Below are 14,768 nucleotides of genomic sequence, written 5' to 3'. Positions count from 1 at the left end.
ATATGCTCAGCATCACCAACCTGAATGCGCGTTACGCCGGACAACCCGCGCTGCAAGATATCAATTTGCAGCTCGACCAACGCGACCTGCTGGTGGTGCTGGGGCCTTCTGGTTGCGGAAAAACCACACTGCTCAATCTGATTGCCGGTTTTCTGCCGCTGGAGTCGGGCAGCATTACGCTGGATGGCAAAGCGGTGAACGGGCCCGGTGCCGAACGCGGCGTGGTATTCCAGAACGAGGGATTGCTGCCGTGGCGTAACGTGATCGATAACGTGGCCTTTGGTTTACAACTGGCGGGAATGGCGAAAGCCGAGCGTCACGCCATCGCCCGACGTTTGATCCGCAAAGTGGGACTGGAAGGGGCAGAAAAGCGTTTTATCTGGCAGCTCTCTGGGGGTCAACGTCAGCGCGTGGGTATTGCCCGTGCGCTGGCGGCTGACCCTCAGCTGCTGCTGTTAGATGAGCCGTTTGGTGCGCTGGATGCTTTTACCCGCGAACAGATGCAAACACTGCTTCTGACGCTGTGGCGGGATACCGGTAAACAGATTTTGCTGATAACCCACGATATAGAGGAAGCGGTGTTTCTCGCCAGCGAACTGGTGCTGCTGTCGCCGGGGCCAGGGCGCGTGGTTGAGCGAATCAAACTCGACTTTGGCCAACGGTTTGCCGCGGGTGAGCCGTGCCGCAGCATTAAATCCGATCCGGCTTTCATCGAACGTCGTGAGTATGTATTGAATCAGGTCTTTTCCCAGCGGGAGGCGTTTGTATGAGTGCGGTGATTGATGAGAAAACCCAGACGCGGCGCCGCTCGCTGCGCTGGCCGTTTTCACCCCAGTTTTCTCTCAGCTTGTTAAGCGTAGCTCTGCTGCTGCTGGTGTGGTGGGCGGTGACCGCACTCGGTTTAGTCGCCCCTTTATTTCTACCGCCGCCACAGCAGGTGCTGCAAAAGTTACTGCTGATCGCCAGCCCACAAGGCTTTATGGATGCGACCCTGTGGCAACACTTGGGTGCCAGTTTGACGCGCATGCTGGTAGCGCTGTTCTTTGCCGCACTGATCGGTATTCCGGTGGGCATTGCGATGGGATTGAGTCCGGCGATTCGTGGGCTGCTGGATCCGCTGATTGAACTCTATCGCCCGGTGCCGCCGCTGGCTTATTTACCGCTGATGGTGATTTGGTTTGGTATCGGCGAAACCTCGAAAATTTTACTGATCTATCTGGCGATCTTCGCGCCGGTGACGCTCTCGACGCTGGCAGGCGTGAAAAATGCGCAGCAGGTGCGGATTCGTGCGGCTCAGGCATTAGGCGCGTCGCGCTGGCAGCTGTTACGTTACGTGATTTTGCCGGGGGCGCTGCCGGAAATTCTGACCGGTTTGCGGATTGGCCTGGGCGTGGGATGGTCAACGCTGGTGGCCGCCGAACTGATTGCTGCCACGCGCGGGCTCGGATTTATGGTGCAGTCGGCGGGCGAGTTTCTCGCCACCGATGTGGTGCTGGCCGGTATCGCGGTGATTGCGCTGATTGCCTTTAGTCTAGAACTGGGTCTGCGCGCTCTGCAGCGCCGTCTGACACCCTGGAATGGAGAACAACAATGAATGAACGTGTGACTTTTACCGCGCTGGGCCCGCATATCGGCGCACAGGTCGGCGATCTCGATCTCAGCCGCCCGTTAAGCGACGCGCAGTTTGAGCAGCTTTATCACGGCCTGCTACGCCATCAAGTGTTGTTTCTGCGTAATCAGGTGATCACACCCGCACAGCAGCGTGCGCTGGCGGTGCGCTTCGGCGATCTGCATATCCACCCGGTTTATCCGCATGCGGAAGGGGTGGAAGAGATTATCGTGCTGGACACCCATCAGGACAATCCGCCGGATAATGATAACTGGCACACCGATGTGACTTTTATCGACACGCCTCCAGCGATTGCGATTCTCGCCTCGAAGCTGTTGCCGGAGAGTGGCGGCGATACCTTGTGGTCCACCGGGATTGCAGCCTATGAAGCGCTGTCTGAACCCTTTAAGCAGCTGCTGAGTGGCTTGCAGGCCGAGCACGATTTTAAAAAATCTTTCCAGGAGTATAAGTACCGTAAAACCGAAGAAGAGCATCAGCGTTGGCAGCAGGCTGTCGCGAAAAATCCACCGGTGCAACATCCGGTGATCCGAACCCATCCGGTGAGCGGGCGCAAAGCGCTGTTTGTGAATGAAGGTTTTACCACGCGCTTGCTGGGATTGAGTGAGAAAGAGAGTGATGCACTGTTGGGCTTCCTGTTCGCACATACCGCCAAACCCGAGTTCCAGGTACGCTGGCGCTGGCAGGAGAATGATGTGGCGATCTGGGATAACCGCGTGACGCAGCATTACGCGAATGCGGATTATTATCCGGCACGAAGGGTGATGCATCGGGCAACGGTTTTGGGGGACAAACCGTTTTAAAACGTCCGTAGCGTGCTGCGATCGCGTTGCTGCGGCGCGCCATGATGCTCACATACTGCATGTATGCTCCGCTCATGGCGCACCTGGCGCCTTATCTCGCTACGCTACGATCGTCTTCAACATACTGTGATGCTTTAACTCGCCAGCATCTGCTCCAACTGCTCTTGCGCATCCAGCCATGCCATTTCAACTTCTTCCAGCGCGGATTTACTTTCGGCCTGACGTTGCAACGCTGTGTTGAGATCGGCTTTACGGCTCTGATCGTAAATCGCACTGTCAGAGAGTAAGGCTTCGGCTTCGCTCAACTGGCTTTGCCATTTCGCCATCTGCTTCTCAAGCTTCTCAATCTCTTTACGCAACGGCTGAGTCTGCGAACGCAGTTCGGCATCGCGGCGTTTCTGATCTTTGCGTGACTGGGCGCTGTTGGCGTTATCCTGCTTTGGTGCGGCATCCTGTTGCGCTTGTTGCTTCTGCAAGTCGCTCAACCACTGCTGATAGTCATCAAGATCGCCTTCGAAGACATCGACTTTACGGTCATGCACCAGATAGAGGTCATCGGTGGTCGAACGCAACAGATGGCGGTCATGCGAAACCACAACCAGCGCGCCTTCGAAGTCAATCAGCGCTTCGGTCAGTGCCTGGCGCATGTCGAGATCAAGGTGGTTGGTCGGTTCATCAAGCAGCAGCAGGTTAGGGCGCTGCCACACGATCAACGCCAGCACCAGTCGCGCTTTTTCACCGCCGGAGAAGCGTTCGGTGATCTCGCTGACTTTGTCACCCTGGAAGCCGAAACCGCCCAGATAGTCGCGCAGCTGCTGTTCCAGCGTTTGTGGCGCAATGCGCGCCAGATGCTGTAAAGGGGACTCGTCAGCGCGCAGATACTCAAGTTGATGCTGTGCGAAGTAACCGAGTTTGATGCCTTTGGCCAATCCGACTTTGCCGTCCAGCGCTTCAATTTCGCCCGCCAGCAGTTTAATCAGCGTCGATTTACCTGCACCGTTACGGCCCAGCAAGCCAATGCGTGAACCGGGCACCAGGTTGAGTTTGATGGCATCAAGGATGATGCGCTCACCGTAACCCGCCGTTACTTTCTCCATTTTTAACAACGGATTTGGCAGGCTTTCTGGCGCACGGAAGCTAAAACTGAACGGATTATCGACGTGTGCCGGGGCAATCAACTCCATGCGCTCCAGCATTTTGATACGGCTTTGTGCTTGCTTGGCCTTGGTGGCCTGTGCGCGGAAGCGATCGATGTACTTTTGCAGGTGTTGTACTTTTTCCTGCTGACTCTGGAACAACGCCTGTTGCTGTGCCAGTTTGGCCACGCGCTGGCGTTCGAACGAGCTGTAGTTGCCGGTATATTCGAACATCGTCTGCTGCTCGATATGGATAATCTTATCCACCACCGGATCAAGAAAATCTCGGTCGTGCGAGATCAGGATCAGCGTGCCTTCGTAACTTTTTAACCAACGCTCAAGCCAGATCACCGCATCGAGATCGAGGTGGTTGGTGGGTTCATCAAGCAGCAGCAGATCGGAGCGGCACACCAGCGCCTGCGCCAGGTTAAGGCGCATACGCCAGCCACCGGAGAAATCACTCACCGGCCGCATCAACTGTTCCTGGCTAAAGCCCAATCCGTGCAGCAGACTGGAAGCGCGCGCGTGTATGCTCCATGCCTGAATCGCATCGAGCTTGCCGTGTACCAGAGCGATGGCATTACCATCATCTTTGGCATTGGCTTCCGCTAATTCGGATTCAAGCTGACGATATTCGCGGTCGCCATCAATAACATATTCCAGCGCGGCTTTACTTAACGCAGGGGTTTCCTGATTCACCCATGCCAGTGCCCAGCTATTGGGAAAGGTGAAGTGACCTGCATCGCTGCTGAGTTCACCTTTAAGCAACGACAGCAGCGTAGATTTGCCACAGCCGTTTTTGCCCACCAGACCGACTTTTTGGCCGGGATTAATGGTGGCTGTTGCGTTATCCAGCAGCACATTGGTGCCGCGGCGGATTTGTAATGAGGAAAATACAATCATAAGCGCCGTATCGTCAGAATATGTTAATTTATCGGCAACATAATTCGAGAATGTTTAGTTGCGTCGAGCATGGTAGCGGAATTCCTCTGCTGTGACGACGCTTTGGAGGGGAACGATGTCGCAGCCACCCAAAATTTTGCTGCTTTACGCCCATCCGGAATCACAGGATTCGATTGCTAATCGGGTTTTGCTGCAGTCGGCTATGGAACTGGACCACGTCACGGTGCACGATTTATATGCCCACTATCCGGACTTTTTTATTGATATTCACCACGAGCAGCAACTGTTACGTGAGCATCAGATCGTGGTGTTTCAGCATCCACTTTATACCTACAGCTGCCCAGCATTGCTAAAAGAGTGGCTGGACCGCGTCTTGTCGCGCGGCTTTGCCAGCGGTACAGACGGCAATGCATTAGAAGGTAAGTATTGGCGCAGCGTGGTAACCACCGGGGAGCCGGAAACGGCTTATCATGCGCATGGGTTAAATCGCTATCCCATGAGCGATATCATGCGTCCGTTTGAGCTGACGGCCCAGATGTGCCGTATGCACTGGATGACGCCGATGGTGATCTACTGGGCACGCCGCCAGACGTCAGATGTGATGCGTAATTATGCGCAGGCATACCGCGACTGGCTCGCTGCGCCATTGCCACAGGGAGTCATGTAATGGAAGGGCAAACCTTACTGACTGCCGGGGTGATCTATCTGGTTGCCGCGGTGCTGATCGTGCCGATTGCGGCGCGCCTCGGTATTGGCGCGGTGCTGGGCTATTTGCTGGCGGGCATCGCCATCGGCCCTTGGGGCTTAGGTTTTATCAGCGACGTCGATGAAATTCTGCATTTCTCTGAACTCGGCGTGGTGTTCCTGATGTTCATCATCGGCCTTGAGCTGAATCCTGCGAAGCTCTGGGCGTTGCGCCGCTCGATCTTTGGCGTGGGGGCGGCGCAGGTGCTGGTTTCTGCCGCCATTCTTGGGGTGCTGCTGTGGCTCACGAACTTTAGCTGGCAAGCAGCGGTGATTGGCGGGATTGGTCTGGCCATGTCTTCAACCGCCATGGCGCTGCAGTTGATGCGAGATAAAGGCATGAACCGCAGTGAAGCGGGTCAGCTTGGCTTCTCGGTGCTGCTCTTTCAGGATTTAGCCGTCATCCCCGCATTGGCGCTGGTCCCGCTGCTGGCAGGGGGTGACAGTGGCCATGTCGACTGGCTGAAAGTGGGGATGAAGGTGCTGGCGTTTGCCGGCATGCTGGTGGGCGGCCGCTATTTGCTGCGTCCTATCTTCCGCTTTATTGCGGCTTCGGGGGTGCGTGAAGTGTTCACCGCAGCCTCGTTGTTGCTGGTGCTCGGCTCTGCGCTGTTTATGGATGCGCTGGGGCTGTCGATGGCGCTGGGTACTTTTATTGCCGGTATCCTGTTGGCAGAAAGTGAATATCGCCACGAGCTGGAAGTGGCGATTGAACCCTTTAAAGGGTTACTGCTGGGGCTGTTTTTTATCTCCGTTGGCATGGCGCTGAACCTTGGCGTGCTCTATACCCACATCGTCGAAATCATTCTTGGCGTGGTGATTCTGGTGGCGGTGAAAACGCTGGTGCTCTATGTGCTGGCGCGTATTTACGGGCTGCGCAGTTCTGAGCGCCAGCAGTTTGCTGGCGTGTTGAGCCAGGGCGGTGAGTTTGCGTTCGTGCTGTTCTCGGCGGCTTCCTCCGCCAAATTGTTCAGCGGCGATCAACTGCCGCTGCTGCTGGTGACGGTGACGCTATCGATGATGACCACCCCTCTGCTGATGCAGGGCGTGGATAAATTGCTCGCGCGCCGTTTCAATGAGCCAGATGATGACAGTGAAAAGCCGTTTGTCGAAGACGATCAGCCGCAGGTGATTGTGGTGGGCTTTGGGCGTTTCGGTCAGGTGGTGGGCCGCCTGCTGATGGCCAACAACAAACGTATCACCGTACTGGAACGTGATATCTCTGCAGTCAGCCTGATGCGCAAATATGGCTACAAGGTTTACTATGGCGATGCGACCGAGCTGGAGCTGTTGCGCGCTGCCGGCGCAGAAAATGCGCAATCGATCGTGATTACTTGCAATGATCCTGAAGATTCGATGACCATCGTGCATCTTTGCCAGCAGCACTTCCCGCAGTTGGAAATCCTGGCGCGTGCACGTGGTCGTGTTGAAGCGCATGAGTTGTTGCAGGCGGGTGTGACGCTGTTCTCACGTGAAACCTTCTCGAGTGCGTTGGAGCTAGGCCGCAAAGCGCTGATCTCATTGGGTATGCATCCGCACCAGGCGCAACGTGCTCAGCAGCACTTCCGTCGGCTGGATATGCGTATGCTGCGTGAACTGGTGCCAAGCCACGATGACAGTGCCCAGGTTTCACGTGTGAAAGAAGCGCGCCGTGAGCTGGAGGATATCTTCCAGCGGGAAATGCAGCACGAAAAACGCCAGTTTGACGGCTGGGATGACGAGTAGAACTACACTTAACGTATCCGTTCACTAATGACGGGCAGGAAAGAGTATGCGTAAACGTTTTATTGCCGGTGCAGTCTGTCCGCAATGTCAGGAAAAAGACACCCTGGCGCTGTGGCGTGAAAACAATGTCGATGTGGTGGAGTGCGTCAAGTGCGGCCACCAAATGCGCGAAGCGGATAAGCAGGTTCGCGAGCAGGTGCGCAGCAACGAGCAAGTGATCGGCATTTTTCATCCTGAATAGCGGAATGGCGCAGCTTTTTTTAAGCTTAAACTTACAGCGGGATTGAATTCCGTTACAATCGGCGCCATTAACGCTGAGCAGTATGCAGCAACACATTTGTTGGCATCCTCAGTCTTGAACCTTTCTGGTTGGTTATTGCACGCAAATAGACCAATGAGACGGGATCTCAGTTCTCAACGGTTAGGAGATATCATGAAAGTAGCAAAAGACCTGGTGGTGAGCCTGGCGTATCAGGTTCGTACCGAAGACGGTGTGTTGGTTGACGAGTCACCGGTGAGTGCACCGTTGGACTATCTGCACGGTCATGGTTCCCTGATTTCTGGTCTGGAAAAAGCGCTGGAAAATCATGATGTAGGCGATAAGTTTGATGTGCATATCCCAGCAAACGATGCTTACGGTCAGTATGATGACAATCTGGTTCAGCGCGTACCAAAAGACGTGTTCATGGGCGTGGATGAACTGCAGGTTGGCATGCGCTTCCTGGCAGAAACCGATCAAGGCCCGGTTCCGGTTGAAATCACCGAAGTGGAAGACGAGCATGTTGTGGTTGATGGTAACCACATGCTGGCAGGTCAGAACCTGAACTTTAACGTGGAAGTGGTGGCGATCCGTGAAGCAACGGAAGAAGAAATCGCCCACGGTCACGTGCATGGCGCACACGGCCACGATCATGATCACGACCATGGTCACGATCACGGTCAAGGCGGCTGTGGCACAGGCGGTTGCGGCTGCAGCCACTAAGTTTTGCCTGAAGAGACAAGAGGCCACCGTGAGGTGGCCTTTTTTATGTTTGCAGCACAACCATTCTGGACATCAGTAGTGCGGTGGCGGCGTCTCTTCTGACTGCGAAGCCAGCAATGAAGGTGTCGCGGCTTTCACTTTATCGACCAGCAAACGCACCTGTTCACGCATTCTGCTCATCTCCAGTTCATGCTGGGTCACCGTGTGATTGAGCTGATCGATAGTGTCTTCCTGGAAAGCCAGCTTGCTTTCCAGTGCCTCAAGGCGTTGTTCCCACTCTTCTTGTTGCATCATCTCTTCTCCTCTTACGGTGCTGCGCCTGGCGCGTATCGGGCGTGATTCTACGACCTTTGGCGCCAGAATCACCCGATTTTTAACCTTTATGGGGCCTGATGGTTGAAAACAGCGCGAATGCCTTCATCTCTGGTGAAACTTCCTGATGCAAAAAAGGTCGGATGTTAAGCGGGTAATTACGTTGTGGGAGTGTTCGCCGCTGCCACGTAAAGTTATAGTGTGGGCCACTGTCCGCAATGATTCCCGAGGTTTAGATGCTTCGGTTTTGGAGAAAGGATGAAATCACTGTTTAAAGTCACATTGTTAGCTACCACCATGGCCGTCGCGCTGAATGCACCGCTGGCAATGGCAGCAGAAACCACCGCAGCTCCGGCTGACGCAGCGCAGGCTGCGCCACAGGCACCTAAGAATGCTGCCTTCAAAAACGAAGACCAGCAGTCAGCCTATGCGTTGGGCGCCTCTTTGGGTCGCTACATGGACAACTCTCTGAAGGAACAAGAGAAACTGGGCATCAAACTGGACAAAGATCAGCTGATCGCAGGTGTTCAGGATGCATTCGGTGGCAAGAGCAAGCTGTCTGATCAAGAGATCGAGCAGACGCTGCAAGCCTTCGAAGGCCGCGTGAAAGGCGCAGCACAGGCTAAGATGGAAAAAGACGCGAAGGAGAACTCTGATAAGGGTGCCGCTTACGCTGACAAATTCGCCAAAGAAAAAGGCGTGAAGAAAACTGAATCAGGCTTGCTGTACCAGGTAGAGAAAGAAGGTACTGGCGACGCACCAAAAGACAGCGATACGGTTGTCGTGAACTACAAAGGTACGCTGATTGACGGTACCGAGTTCGATAACTCTTACACCCGTGGCGAGCCACTGTCGTTCCGTCTGGATGGTGTGATCCCAGGCTGGACCGAAGGTCTGAAGCACGTGAAGAAAGGCGGTAAGATCAAGCTGGTGATCCCACCAAACCTGGCTTACGGTAAAAATGGCGTTCCGGGCATTCCGGCTAACTCCACCCTGGTGTTTGATGTTGAGTTGCTTGATATCAAACCCGCGCCTAAAGCGGATGAGAAAGCTCAGGCTCCAGCCGAAGCTGACAAGAAAGCGCAGTAATCTGCCATTTCTTATACCGCCGCCTTCGGGCGGCGGTTTCATTTCTACTGAATTATTTAGGTGGCTAATAACCACGACATTTGCCAGACTAGCAGCTGCATAATAATCACCATATGAGTCTGCCCCAATGCTGTCGAGACAGGCTCCAGCCATTTAGGGTAATGTCTTCGATGTCTAATCCATTCAATCCCGGTGAACTGACTGACTTCGATTTACTGGAGCAACGTCCGTTCGAGCAAGCCGACTACGATATTCTCAAATCTTACGAAGCGGTGGTCGATGGTCTGGCGATGCTGATCGGTTCGCACTGCGAAATCGTCCTGCACTCACTGGAAGATTTGAAATGCTCGGCAGTGCGTATTGCCAACGGCGAACATACCGGCCGTAAAGTGGGTTCTCCGATTACCGATTTGGCTCTGCGTATGCTGCATGATATGCACGGCGCAGACAGCAATGTTTCTCGTGCTTATTTCACGCGCGCGAAAAGTGGCGTGCTGATGAAATCGGTGACTATCGCCATTCGCAATCGCCAGCAGCGTGTCATCGGTTTGCTGTGCATCAACATGAACCTTGACGTGCCTTTCTCCCAAATCATGTCGACATTTATGCCGCCAGAAATGCAGCAGGTTGATTCCAACGTCAACTTCGCCAGTTCCGTCGAAGACCTGGTGATGCAAACGCTGGAGTTCACCATTGAAGAGGTGAGTGCTGACCGTAATGTGTCGAACAACGCGAAGAATCGTCAGATTGTGCTCAATCTGTATGAGAAAGGTATCTTCGATATTAAAGACGCGATTAATCAGGTGGCTGACCGCCTGAATATCTCCAAACACACGGTTTATCTCTATATCCGCCAGTTTAAAAACGGTGATTTCCAGGGGCAGGATCGCTAATGCGCTACACCTTGCTGGTCACCGGCCCGGCGTACGGTACGCAGCATGCCAGCAGCGCGCTGCTGTTTGCGCGTGCGCTAATCGGGGCGGGACATCAGCTGGAAAGCGTCTTCTTTTATCGTGAGGGCGTGTTGAATGCCAATCAGCTGACGGCACCCGCTAGCGATGAAATCGATATGGTGAGGGAATGGCAGCATCTGCATGACCAAAGTGGCGTGGCGTTGAATATTTGCGTGGCGGCGGCACTGCGTCGTGGCGTGACCGATGCGCAGGAAGCCGCGCGATTACAACTCTCTGGCAGCAATCTGCAAGCGGGTTTTGAACTCAGTGGATTGGGTGCGTTAGCGGAAGCCGCACTCAGTTGCGATCGATTGGTGCAATTCTGATGAATCGTGTGGCTTTTCTGTTTACTCAGGCTCCGCACGGCAGCAGTGCCGGCAGGGAAGGGCTGGATGCAGTATTGGCGACAGGCGCGCTGAGTGAAGATATTGCGTTGTTCTTTGTGGGTGATGGCGTGCTGCAACTTAACCCGCACCAGCAGCCGGAAAAGATTCTGGCGCGCAACTACATTGCTACCTTTGGGGTGCTGGAGCTTTATGACATCGACCAGTGTTTTGTCTGCGAGGAGTCACTGCTGGCACGTGGGCAGTCTGTGACGGCCAACCGCGTATTGACGGCGGAGGTGCTGAATGCAGCCGCTCTGCGTCAGAAACTCGCGACTTATCACCGTATCATCCGCTTCTGAGAAACGACCATGCTTTATACGCTGTTGCAATCCCCCTGGCAATGCGACCTCGATAGCCTTCTGCTGCTGTTGCAAGAGGGGGATGATGTATTGCTATTGCAGGATGGCGTCACCGCCGCGCTCGAGGGCAGCCAGATGTTCCTCAAGCTGTCGTCTTCGCCTGCAACGCTGTGGGTTTTAGAAGAAGATGTGCTGGCACGCGGACTTGTTGGCCAAATTTCGACCAACATCCAGCCGCTGGACTATACTGGGTTCGTTGCCTTGACGATAAAGCACCAACAACAAGTGGCCTGGTAACAGCGAAAACTTGGTTATTTCTTGACACCCTTTTGACACAGTCCTAGAATTCTGCCTCCTCGTAGAAATACGAGGCGATTTATTACGTGTTTACGAAGCAAAAAGCTAAATCCCAGGAGCTATTTAATGGCAACAGTTAACCAGCTGGTTCGCAAACCACGCGTACGCAAAGTTGCAAAGAGCAACGTGCCTGCGCTGGAAGCTTGCCCGCAGAAACGTGGTGTTTGTACTCGTGTGTACACCACTACCCCTAAAAAACCAAACTCAGCACTGCGTAAAGTTTGCCGTGTGCGTTTGACTAACGGTTTTGAAGTTACCTCCTACATCGGCGGTGAAGGTCATAACCTGCAGGAGCACTCAGTGATCCTGATCCGTGGCGGTCGTGTTAAAGACTTGCCAGGTGTGCGTTACCACACCGTTCGTGGCGCGCTGGACTGCTCAGGTGTTAAAGACCGTAAGCAGTCACGCTCCAAGTATGGCGTGAAGAAGCCAAAGGCTTAATGGTTCTCCGTTAAGTAAGGCCAAACGTTTTAACTTTAATGTCAAAATAAACTCGTAGAGTTTTGGACAATCCTGAATTAACAACGGAGTATTTCCATGCCACGTCGTCGCGTCATTGGTCAGCGTAAAATTCTGCCGGATCCTAAGTTCGGATCAGAGCTGCTGGCTAAATTTGTAAACATCCTGATGGTAGATGGTAAAAAATCTACTGCTGAATCTATCGTCTATACCGCACTTGATACCCTGGCTCAACGTGCTGGTAAAGATGGTCTGGAAGCTTTCGAAGTTGCACTCGAAAACGTACGTCCGACTGTAGAAGTTAAGTCACGTCGCGTTGGTGGTTCAACCTACCAGGTTCCAGTTGAAGTCCGTCCGGTTCGTCGTAATGCTCTGGCAATGCGTTGGATCGTAGAAGCTGCTCGTAAACGCGGTGATAAATCTATGGCTCTCCGCCTGGCGAACGAACTTTCTGATGCTGCAGAGAACAAAGGTACTGCAGTTAAGAAACGTGAAGACGTTCACCGCATGGCAGAAGCCAACAAGGCGTTCGCACACTACCGCTGGTAACAGCTGCGTAGTTGTTATTAACCCAGCGGGCGTCCCAGTGACTCACCTGCTGGGCTTTTTTAACTTAGAACGTCTCAGAATCAGAGGAATCAAATGGCTCGTAAAACACCCATTGAGCGCTACCGCAACATTGGTATCAGTGCGCACATCGACGCCGGTAAGACTACTACTACCGAACGTGTTCTGTTCTACACCGGTGTAAACCACAAAATCGGTGAAGTACATGACGGCGCAGCAACCATGGACTGGATGGAGCAGGAGCAGGAGCGTGGTATTACCATTACCTCTGCTGCGACTACCTGTTACTGGTCTGGTATGGCTAAGCAGTTCGAACCACACCACGTAAACATCATCGACACCCCGGGACACGTTGACTTCACCATCGAAGTTGAGCGTTCTATGCGTGTGCTTGATGGCGCGGTAATGGTTTACTGTGCAGTTGGCGGCGTTCAGCCACAGTCTGAAACCGTATGGCGCCAGGCTAACAAATATAAAGTTCCACGCATCGCGTTCGTTAACAAAATGGACCGTATGGGTGCTAACTTCCTGAAAGTTGTTGGTCAGATGAAAGATCGTCTGGGTGCAAACCCAGTACCACTTCAGCTGGCTATCGGCGCAGAAGAAGGCTTCACCGGTGTTGTTGACCTGGTGAAAATGAAAGCAATCAACTGGAACGAGGCCGATCAAGGCGTCACCTTCGTTTACGAAGATATTCCAGCGGATATGCAGGAACTGGCTGAAGAATGGCGTGCTAAGCTCGTTGAAGCTGCAGCTGAAGGTTCTGATGAGCTGATGGATAAATTCTTCGGCGGCGAAGAGCTGACTGAAGAAGAGATCAAAACCTCTCTGCGTAAGCGCGTTCTGAACAACGAAATTATCCTGGTAACCTGTGGTTCTGCATTTAAGAACAAAGGTGTTCAGGCGATGCTGGATGCGGTTGTTGAATACCTGCCAGCACCAACTGACGTTACCGCGATTAACGGTATGCTGGACGACGGTAAAGACACGCCGGCTGAGCGTCACTCAGACGACAAAGAGCCGTTTGCTGCACTGGCGTTCAAAATCGCTACCGACCCGTTTGTTGGTAACCTGACCTTCTTCCGCGTTTACTCAGGTGTTGTTAACACGGGTGATACCGTTTACAACCCGGTTAAGTCAAACCGTGAGCGTCTGGGCCGTATCGTACAGATGCACGCTAACAAACGTGAAGAGATCAAAGAAGTTCGTGCGGGCGACATCGCAGCAGCGATCGGCCTGAAAGATGTGACCACTGGTGACACCCTGTGTGACCCAGACAACGTCATCATCCTTGAGCGCATGGAATTCCCTGAGCCAGTAATCTCAATCGCCGTTGAACCAAAAACCAAAGCTGACCAGGAAAAAATGGGTCTGGCTCTGGGCCGTCTGGCTAAAGAAGACCCATCATTCCGCGTATGGACTGATGAAGAATCTAACCAGACCATCATCGCCGGTATGGGTGAACTGCACCTCGATATCATCGTTGACCGTATGAAGCGTGAGTTCAACGTGGAAGCAAACGTGGGTAAACCACAGGTTGCTTACCGTGAAGCGATTCGCTCTAAAGTTACCGATATCGAAGGTAAACACGCCAAGCAGTCTGGTGGTCGTGGTCAGTACGGTCATGTTGTTATCGACATGTACCCTCTGGAGCCAGGTGTTAACCCGAAAGGTTACGAATTTGTCAACGATATCAAGGGCGGTGTGATTCCAACTGAATACATCCCTGCGGTTGATAAAGGCCTTCAGGAGCAGCTGAAATCAGGTCCACTGGCGGGTTATCCGGTAGTTGATCTGGGTGTTCGTCTGCACTTCGGTTCATACCATGATGTCGACTCCTCAGAGCTGGCGTTTAAACTGGCTGCTTCTTTAGCGTTCAAAGAAGGCTTCAAAAAAGCACAACCTGTGCTGCTTGAGCCAATCATGAAAGTTGAAGTTGAGACTCCGGAAGAGAACACTGGTGACGTTATCGGTGACCTTAGCCGTCGTCGTGGTATGCTCAAAGGACAGGAATCTAACGCTACTGGCGTTCAGATCCATGCTGAAGTTCCACTGTCTGAAATGTTCGGATATGCAACTCAGCTGCGTTCTCTGACCAAAGGCCGTGCTTCTTACTCCATGGAGTTCCTGAAGTACGATGATGCGCCGAACAACGTCGCTCAGGCCGTTATTGAAGCTCGTAGCAAATAAGCTACGGTTTAAAAATTGTGAACTGATGCCTTCATGACTCATGAAGGCACAACGTAAGGAATTATCGCCATGGCGAAAGAGCAATTTCAGCGTAACAAACTGCACGTAAACGTCGGCACCATCGGTCACGTTGACCATGGTAAAACCACTCTGACTGCAGCAATCACCACCGTTCTGGCTAAAACCTACGGCGGTAAGGCAAGTAAATTCGACGAGATCGATAAAGCGCCTGAAGA

The 14,768-nt window shown here is 53.3% G+C and carries 18 protein-coding genes; 16 read left to right on the top strand and 2 right to left on the bottom strand.

The annotated features are described in order from the left end of the window. Positions 1-2: 2 nt before the first annotated feature. The 3 genes from tauB to tauD are packed head-to-tail and all read left to right on the top strand — an operon-like array spanning position 3 to position 2,430. Complete coding sequence (gene tauB, locus QMZ30_RS14790; protein WP_058969716.1) at positions 3-770, top strand: taurine ABC transporter ATP-binding subunit; 768 nt, start codon at positions 3-5, stop codon at positions 768-770. After that, entirely contained in the window at positions 767-1,594 is an 828-nt protein-coding gene (tauC, locus tag QMZ30_RS14785; protein ID WP_283227957.1) for a taurine ABC transporter permease TauC, read from the top strand. Before tauB ends, tauC begins: the two co-directional genes overlap by 4 nt. Beyond that, positions 1,591-2,430, top strand: a complete 840-nt coding sequence (tauD, locus tag QMZ30_RS14780; RefSeq protein WP_283227956.1) for a taurine dioxygenase — start codon at positions 1,591-1,593, stop codon at positions 2,428-2,430. The genes tauC and tauD overlap by 4 nt, the downstream gene beginning before the upstream one ends. A gap of 134 nt (positions 2,431-2,564) precedes the next feature. Here the strand turns inward: tauD and QMZ30_RS14775 are convergent, their stop codons facing one another. Continuing rightward, a complete protein-coding gene (locus QMZ30_RS14775; protein WP_283227955.1) occupies positions 2,565-4,469 on the bottom strand; it encodes an ABC transporter ATP-binding protein in 1,905 nt (634 codons plus the stop codon). A gap of 115 nt (positions 4,470-4,584) precedes the next feature. On the opposite strand from QMZ30_RS14775, the gene kefG reads away from it, so the two are divergent. From kefG to slyD, 4 genes are all read left to right on the top strand, one after another. Next, complete coding sequence (kefG, locus tag QMZ30_RS14770; protein ID WP_058969708.1) at positions 4,585-5,136, top strand: glutathione-regulated potassium-efflux system ancillary protein KefG; 552 nt, start codon at positions 4,585-4,587, stop codon at positions 5,134-5,136. After that, a complete protein-coding gene (gene kefB / locus QMZ30_RS14765) occupies positions 5,136-6,938 on the top strand; it encodes a glutathione-regulated potassium-efflux system protein KefB (protein WP_059109758.1) in 1,803 nt (600 codons plus the stop codon). Before kefG ends, kefB begins: the two co-directional genes overlap by 1 nt. 46 nt (positions 6,939-6,984) lie before the next feature. Then, the gene (locus QMZ30_RS14760; RefSeq protein WP_039336336.1) at positions 6,985-7,179 is read left to right on the top strand and encodes a YheV family putative zinc ribbon protein; all 195 of its coding nucleotides are present in this window, start codon (positions 6,985-6,987) and stop codon (positions 7,177-7,179) included. A 192-nt stretch (positions 7,180-7,371) separates the two neighbouring features. Then, entirely contained in the window at positions 7,372-7,920 is a 549-nt protein-coding gene (gene slyD, locus QMZ30_RS14755) for a peptidylprolyl isomerase (RefSeq protein WP_039336337.1), read from the top strand. Between the two features lie 72 nt (positions 7,921-7,992). Here the strand turns inward: slyD and QMZ30_RS14750 are convergent, their stop codons facing one another. Next, entirely contained in the window at positions 7,993-8,211 is a 219-nt protein-coding gene (locus QMZ30_RS14750) for a SlyX family protein (protein ID WP_039336354.1), read from the bottom strand. A gap of 279 nt (positions 8,212-8,490) precedes the next feature. Between QMZ30_RS14750 and fkpA the strand changes: the two genes are divergently transcribed. The 9 genes from fkpA to QMZ30_RS14705 form a co-directional block, all read left to right on the top strand. Continuing rightward, positions 8,491-9,321 carry an FKBP-type peptidyl-prolyl cis-trans isomerase gene (gene fkpA, locus QMZ30_RS14745; protein ID WP_039336338.1) on the top strand — a complete coding sequence of 277 codons (831 nt, stop codon included), beginning with the start codon at positions 8,491-8,493 and terminating at the stop codon, positions 9,319-9,321. A 170-nt stretch (positions 9,322-9,491) separates the two neighbouring features. Beyond that, positions 9,492-10,214 carry a helix-turn-helix transcriptional regulator gene (locus tag QMZ30_RS14740; RefSeq protein WP_039336339.1) on the top strand — a complete coding sequence of 241 codons (723 nt, stop codon included), beginning with the start codon at positions 9,492-9,494 and terminating at the stop codon, positions 10,212-10,214. After that, a complete protein-coding gene (gene tusD, locus QMZ30_RS14735; RefSeq protein WP_283227954.1) occupies positions 10,214-10,600 on the top strand; it encodes a sulfurtransferase complex subunit TusD in 387 nt (128 codons plus the stop codon). The genes QMZ30_RS14740 and tusD overlap by 1 nt, the downstream gene beginning before the upstream one ends. After that, a complete protein-coding gene (gene tusC, locus QMZ30_RS14730) occupies positions 10,600-10,959 on the top strand; it encodes a sulfurtransferase complex subunit TusC (RefSeq protein WP_283227953.1) in 360 nt (119 codons plus the stop codon). Before tusD ends, tusC begins: the two co-directional genes overlap by 1 nt. 9 nt (positions 10,960-10,968) lie before the next feature. Further along, positions 10,969-11,256, top strand: coding sequence for a sulfurtransferase complex subunit TusB (tusB, locus tag QMZ30_RS14725; protein ID WP_039336347.1), 288 nt, complete (start codon positions 10,969-10,971; stop codon positions 11,254-11,256). A gap of 126 nt (positions 11,257-11,382) precedes the next feature. Continuing rightward, on the top strand, positions 11,383-11,757 hold the full coding sequence (rpsL, locus tag QMZ30_RS14720) for a 30S ribosomal protein S12 (protein ID WP_006120575.1): 375 nt from the start codon (positions 11,383-11,385) through the stop codon (positions 11,755-11,757). Between the two features lie 96 nt (positions 11,758-11,853). Further along, positions 11,854-12,324, top strand: a complete 471-nt coding sequence (rpsG, locus tag QMZ30_RS14715) for a 30S ribosomal protein S7 (RefSeq protein WP_007886246.1) — start codon at positions 11,854-11,856, stop codon at positions 12,322-12,324. A gap of 93 nt (positions 12,325-12,417) precedes the next feature. Further along, positions 12,418-14,532, top strand: a complete 2,115-nt coding sequence (gene fusA / locus QMZ30_RS14710) for an elongation factor G (protein ID WP_039336352.1) — start codon at positions 12,418-12,420, stop codon at positions 14,530-14,532. Positions 14,533-14,601: 69 nt separating this feature from the next. Next, a partial coding sequence (locus QMZ30_RS14705) for a GTP-binding protein (protein WP_283228070.1) occupies positions 14,602-14,768 on the top strand: 167 nt, incomplete at its 3' end.

The organism is Pantoea sp. EA-12 (assembly GCF_030053355.1).
GTDB lineage: Bacteria > Pseudomonadota > Gammaproteobacteria > Enterobacterales > Enterobacteriaceae > Pantoea > Pantoea vagans_C.
The sequence above is the reverse complement of the archived record's forward strand: the minus strand, read 5'-3'. Positions and strand labels throughout refer to the sequence as shown.

Excerpts from the sequence above, each read along its gene's own strand:
- tauB (WP_058969716.1), top strand. The coding sequence starts at position 3 with ATGCTCAGCATCACCAACCTGAATGCGCGTTACGCCGGACAACCCGCG.
- tauC (WP_283227957.1), top strand. The coding sequence starts at position 767 with ATGAGTGCGGTGATTGATGAGAAAACCCAGACGCGGCGCCGCTCGCTG.
- tauD (WP_283227956.1), top strand. The coding sequence starts at position 1,591 with ATGAATGAACGTGTGACTTTTACCGCGCTGGGCCCGCATATCGGCGCA.
- QMZ30_RS14775 (WP_283227955.1), bottom strand. The coding sequence starts at position 4,469 with ATGATTGTATTTTCCTCATTACAAATCCGCCGCGGCACCAATGTGCTG.
- kefG (WP_058969708.1), top strand. The coding sequence starts at position 4,585 with ATGTCGCAGCCACCCAAAATTTTGCTGCTTTACGCCCATCCGGAATCA.
- kefB (WP_059109758.1), top strand. The coding sequence starts at position 5,136 with ATGGAAGGGCAAACCTTACTGACTGCCGGGGTGATCTATCTGGTTGCC.
- QMZ30_RS14760 (WP_039336336.1), top strand. The coding sequence starts at position 6,985 with ATGCGTAAACGTTTTATTGCCGGTGCAGTCTGTCCGCAATGTCAGGAA.
- slyD (WP_039336337.1), top strand. The coding sequence starts at position 7,372 with ATGAAAGTAGCAAAAGACCTGGTGGTGAGCCTGGCGTATCAGGTTCGT.
- QMZ30_RS14750 (WP_039336354.1), bottom strand. The coding sequence starts at position 8,211 with ATGCAACAAGAAGAGTGGGAACAACGCCTTGAGGCACTGGAAAGCAAG.
- fkpA (WP_039336338.1), top strand. The coding sequence starts at position 8,491 with ATGAAATCACTGTTTAAAGTCACATTGTTAGCTACCACCATGGCCGTC.
- QMZ30_RS14740 (WP_039336339.1), top strand. The coding sequence starts at position 9,492 with ATGTCTAATCCATTCAATCCCGGTGAACTGACTGACTTCGATTTACTG.
- tusD (WP_283227954.1), top strand. The coding sequence starts at position 10,214 with ATGCGCTACACCTTGCTGGTCACCGGCCCGGCGTACGGTACGCAGCAT.
- tusC (WP_283227953.1), top strand. The coding sequence starts at position 10,600 with ATGAATCGTGTGGCTTTTCTGTTTACTCAGGCTCCGCACGGCAGCAGT.
- tusB (WP_039336347.1), top strand. The coding sequence starts at position 10,969 with ATGCTTTATACGCTGTTGCAATCCCCCTGGCAATGCGACCTCGATAGC.
- rpsL (WP_006120575.1), top strand. The coding sequence starts at position 11,383 with ATGGCAACAGTTAACCAGCTGGTTCGCAAACCACGCGTACGCAAAGTT.
- rpsG (WP_007886246.1), top strand. The coding sequence starts at position 11,854 with ATGCCACGTCGTCGCGTCATTGGTCAGCGTAAAATTCTGCCGGATCCT.
- fusA (WP_039336352.1), top strand. The coding sequence starts at position 12,418 with ATGGCTCGTAAAACACCCATTGAGCGCTACCGCAACATTGGTATCAGT.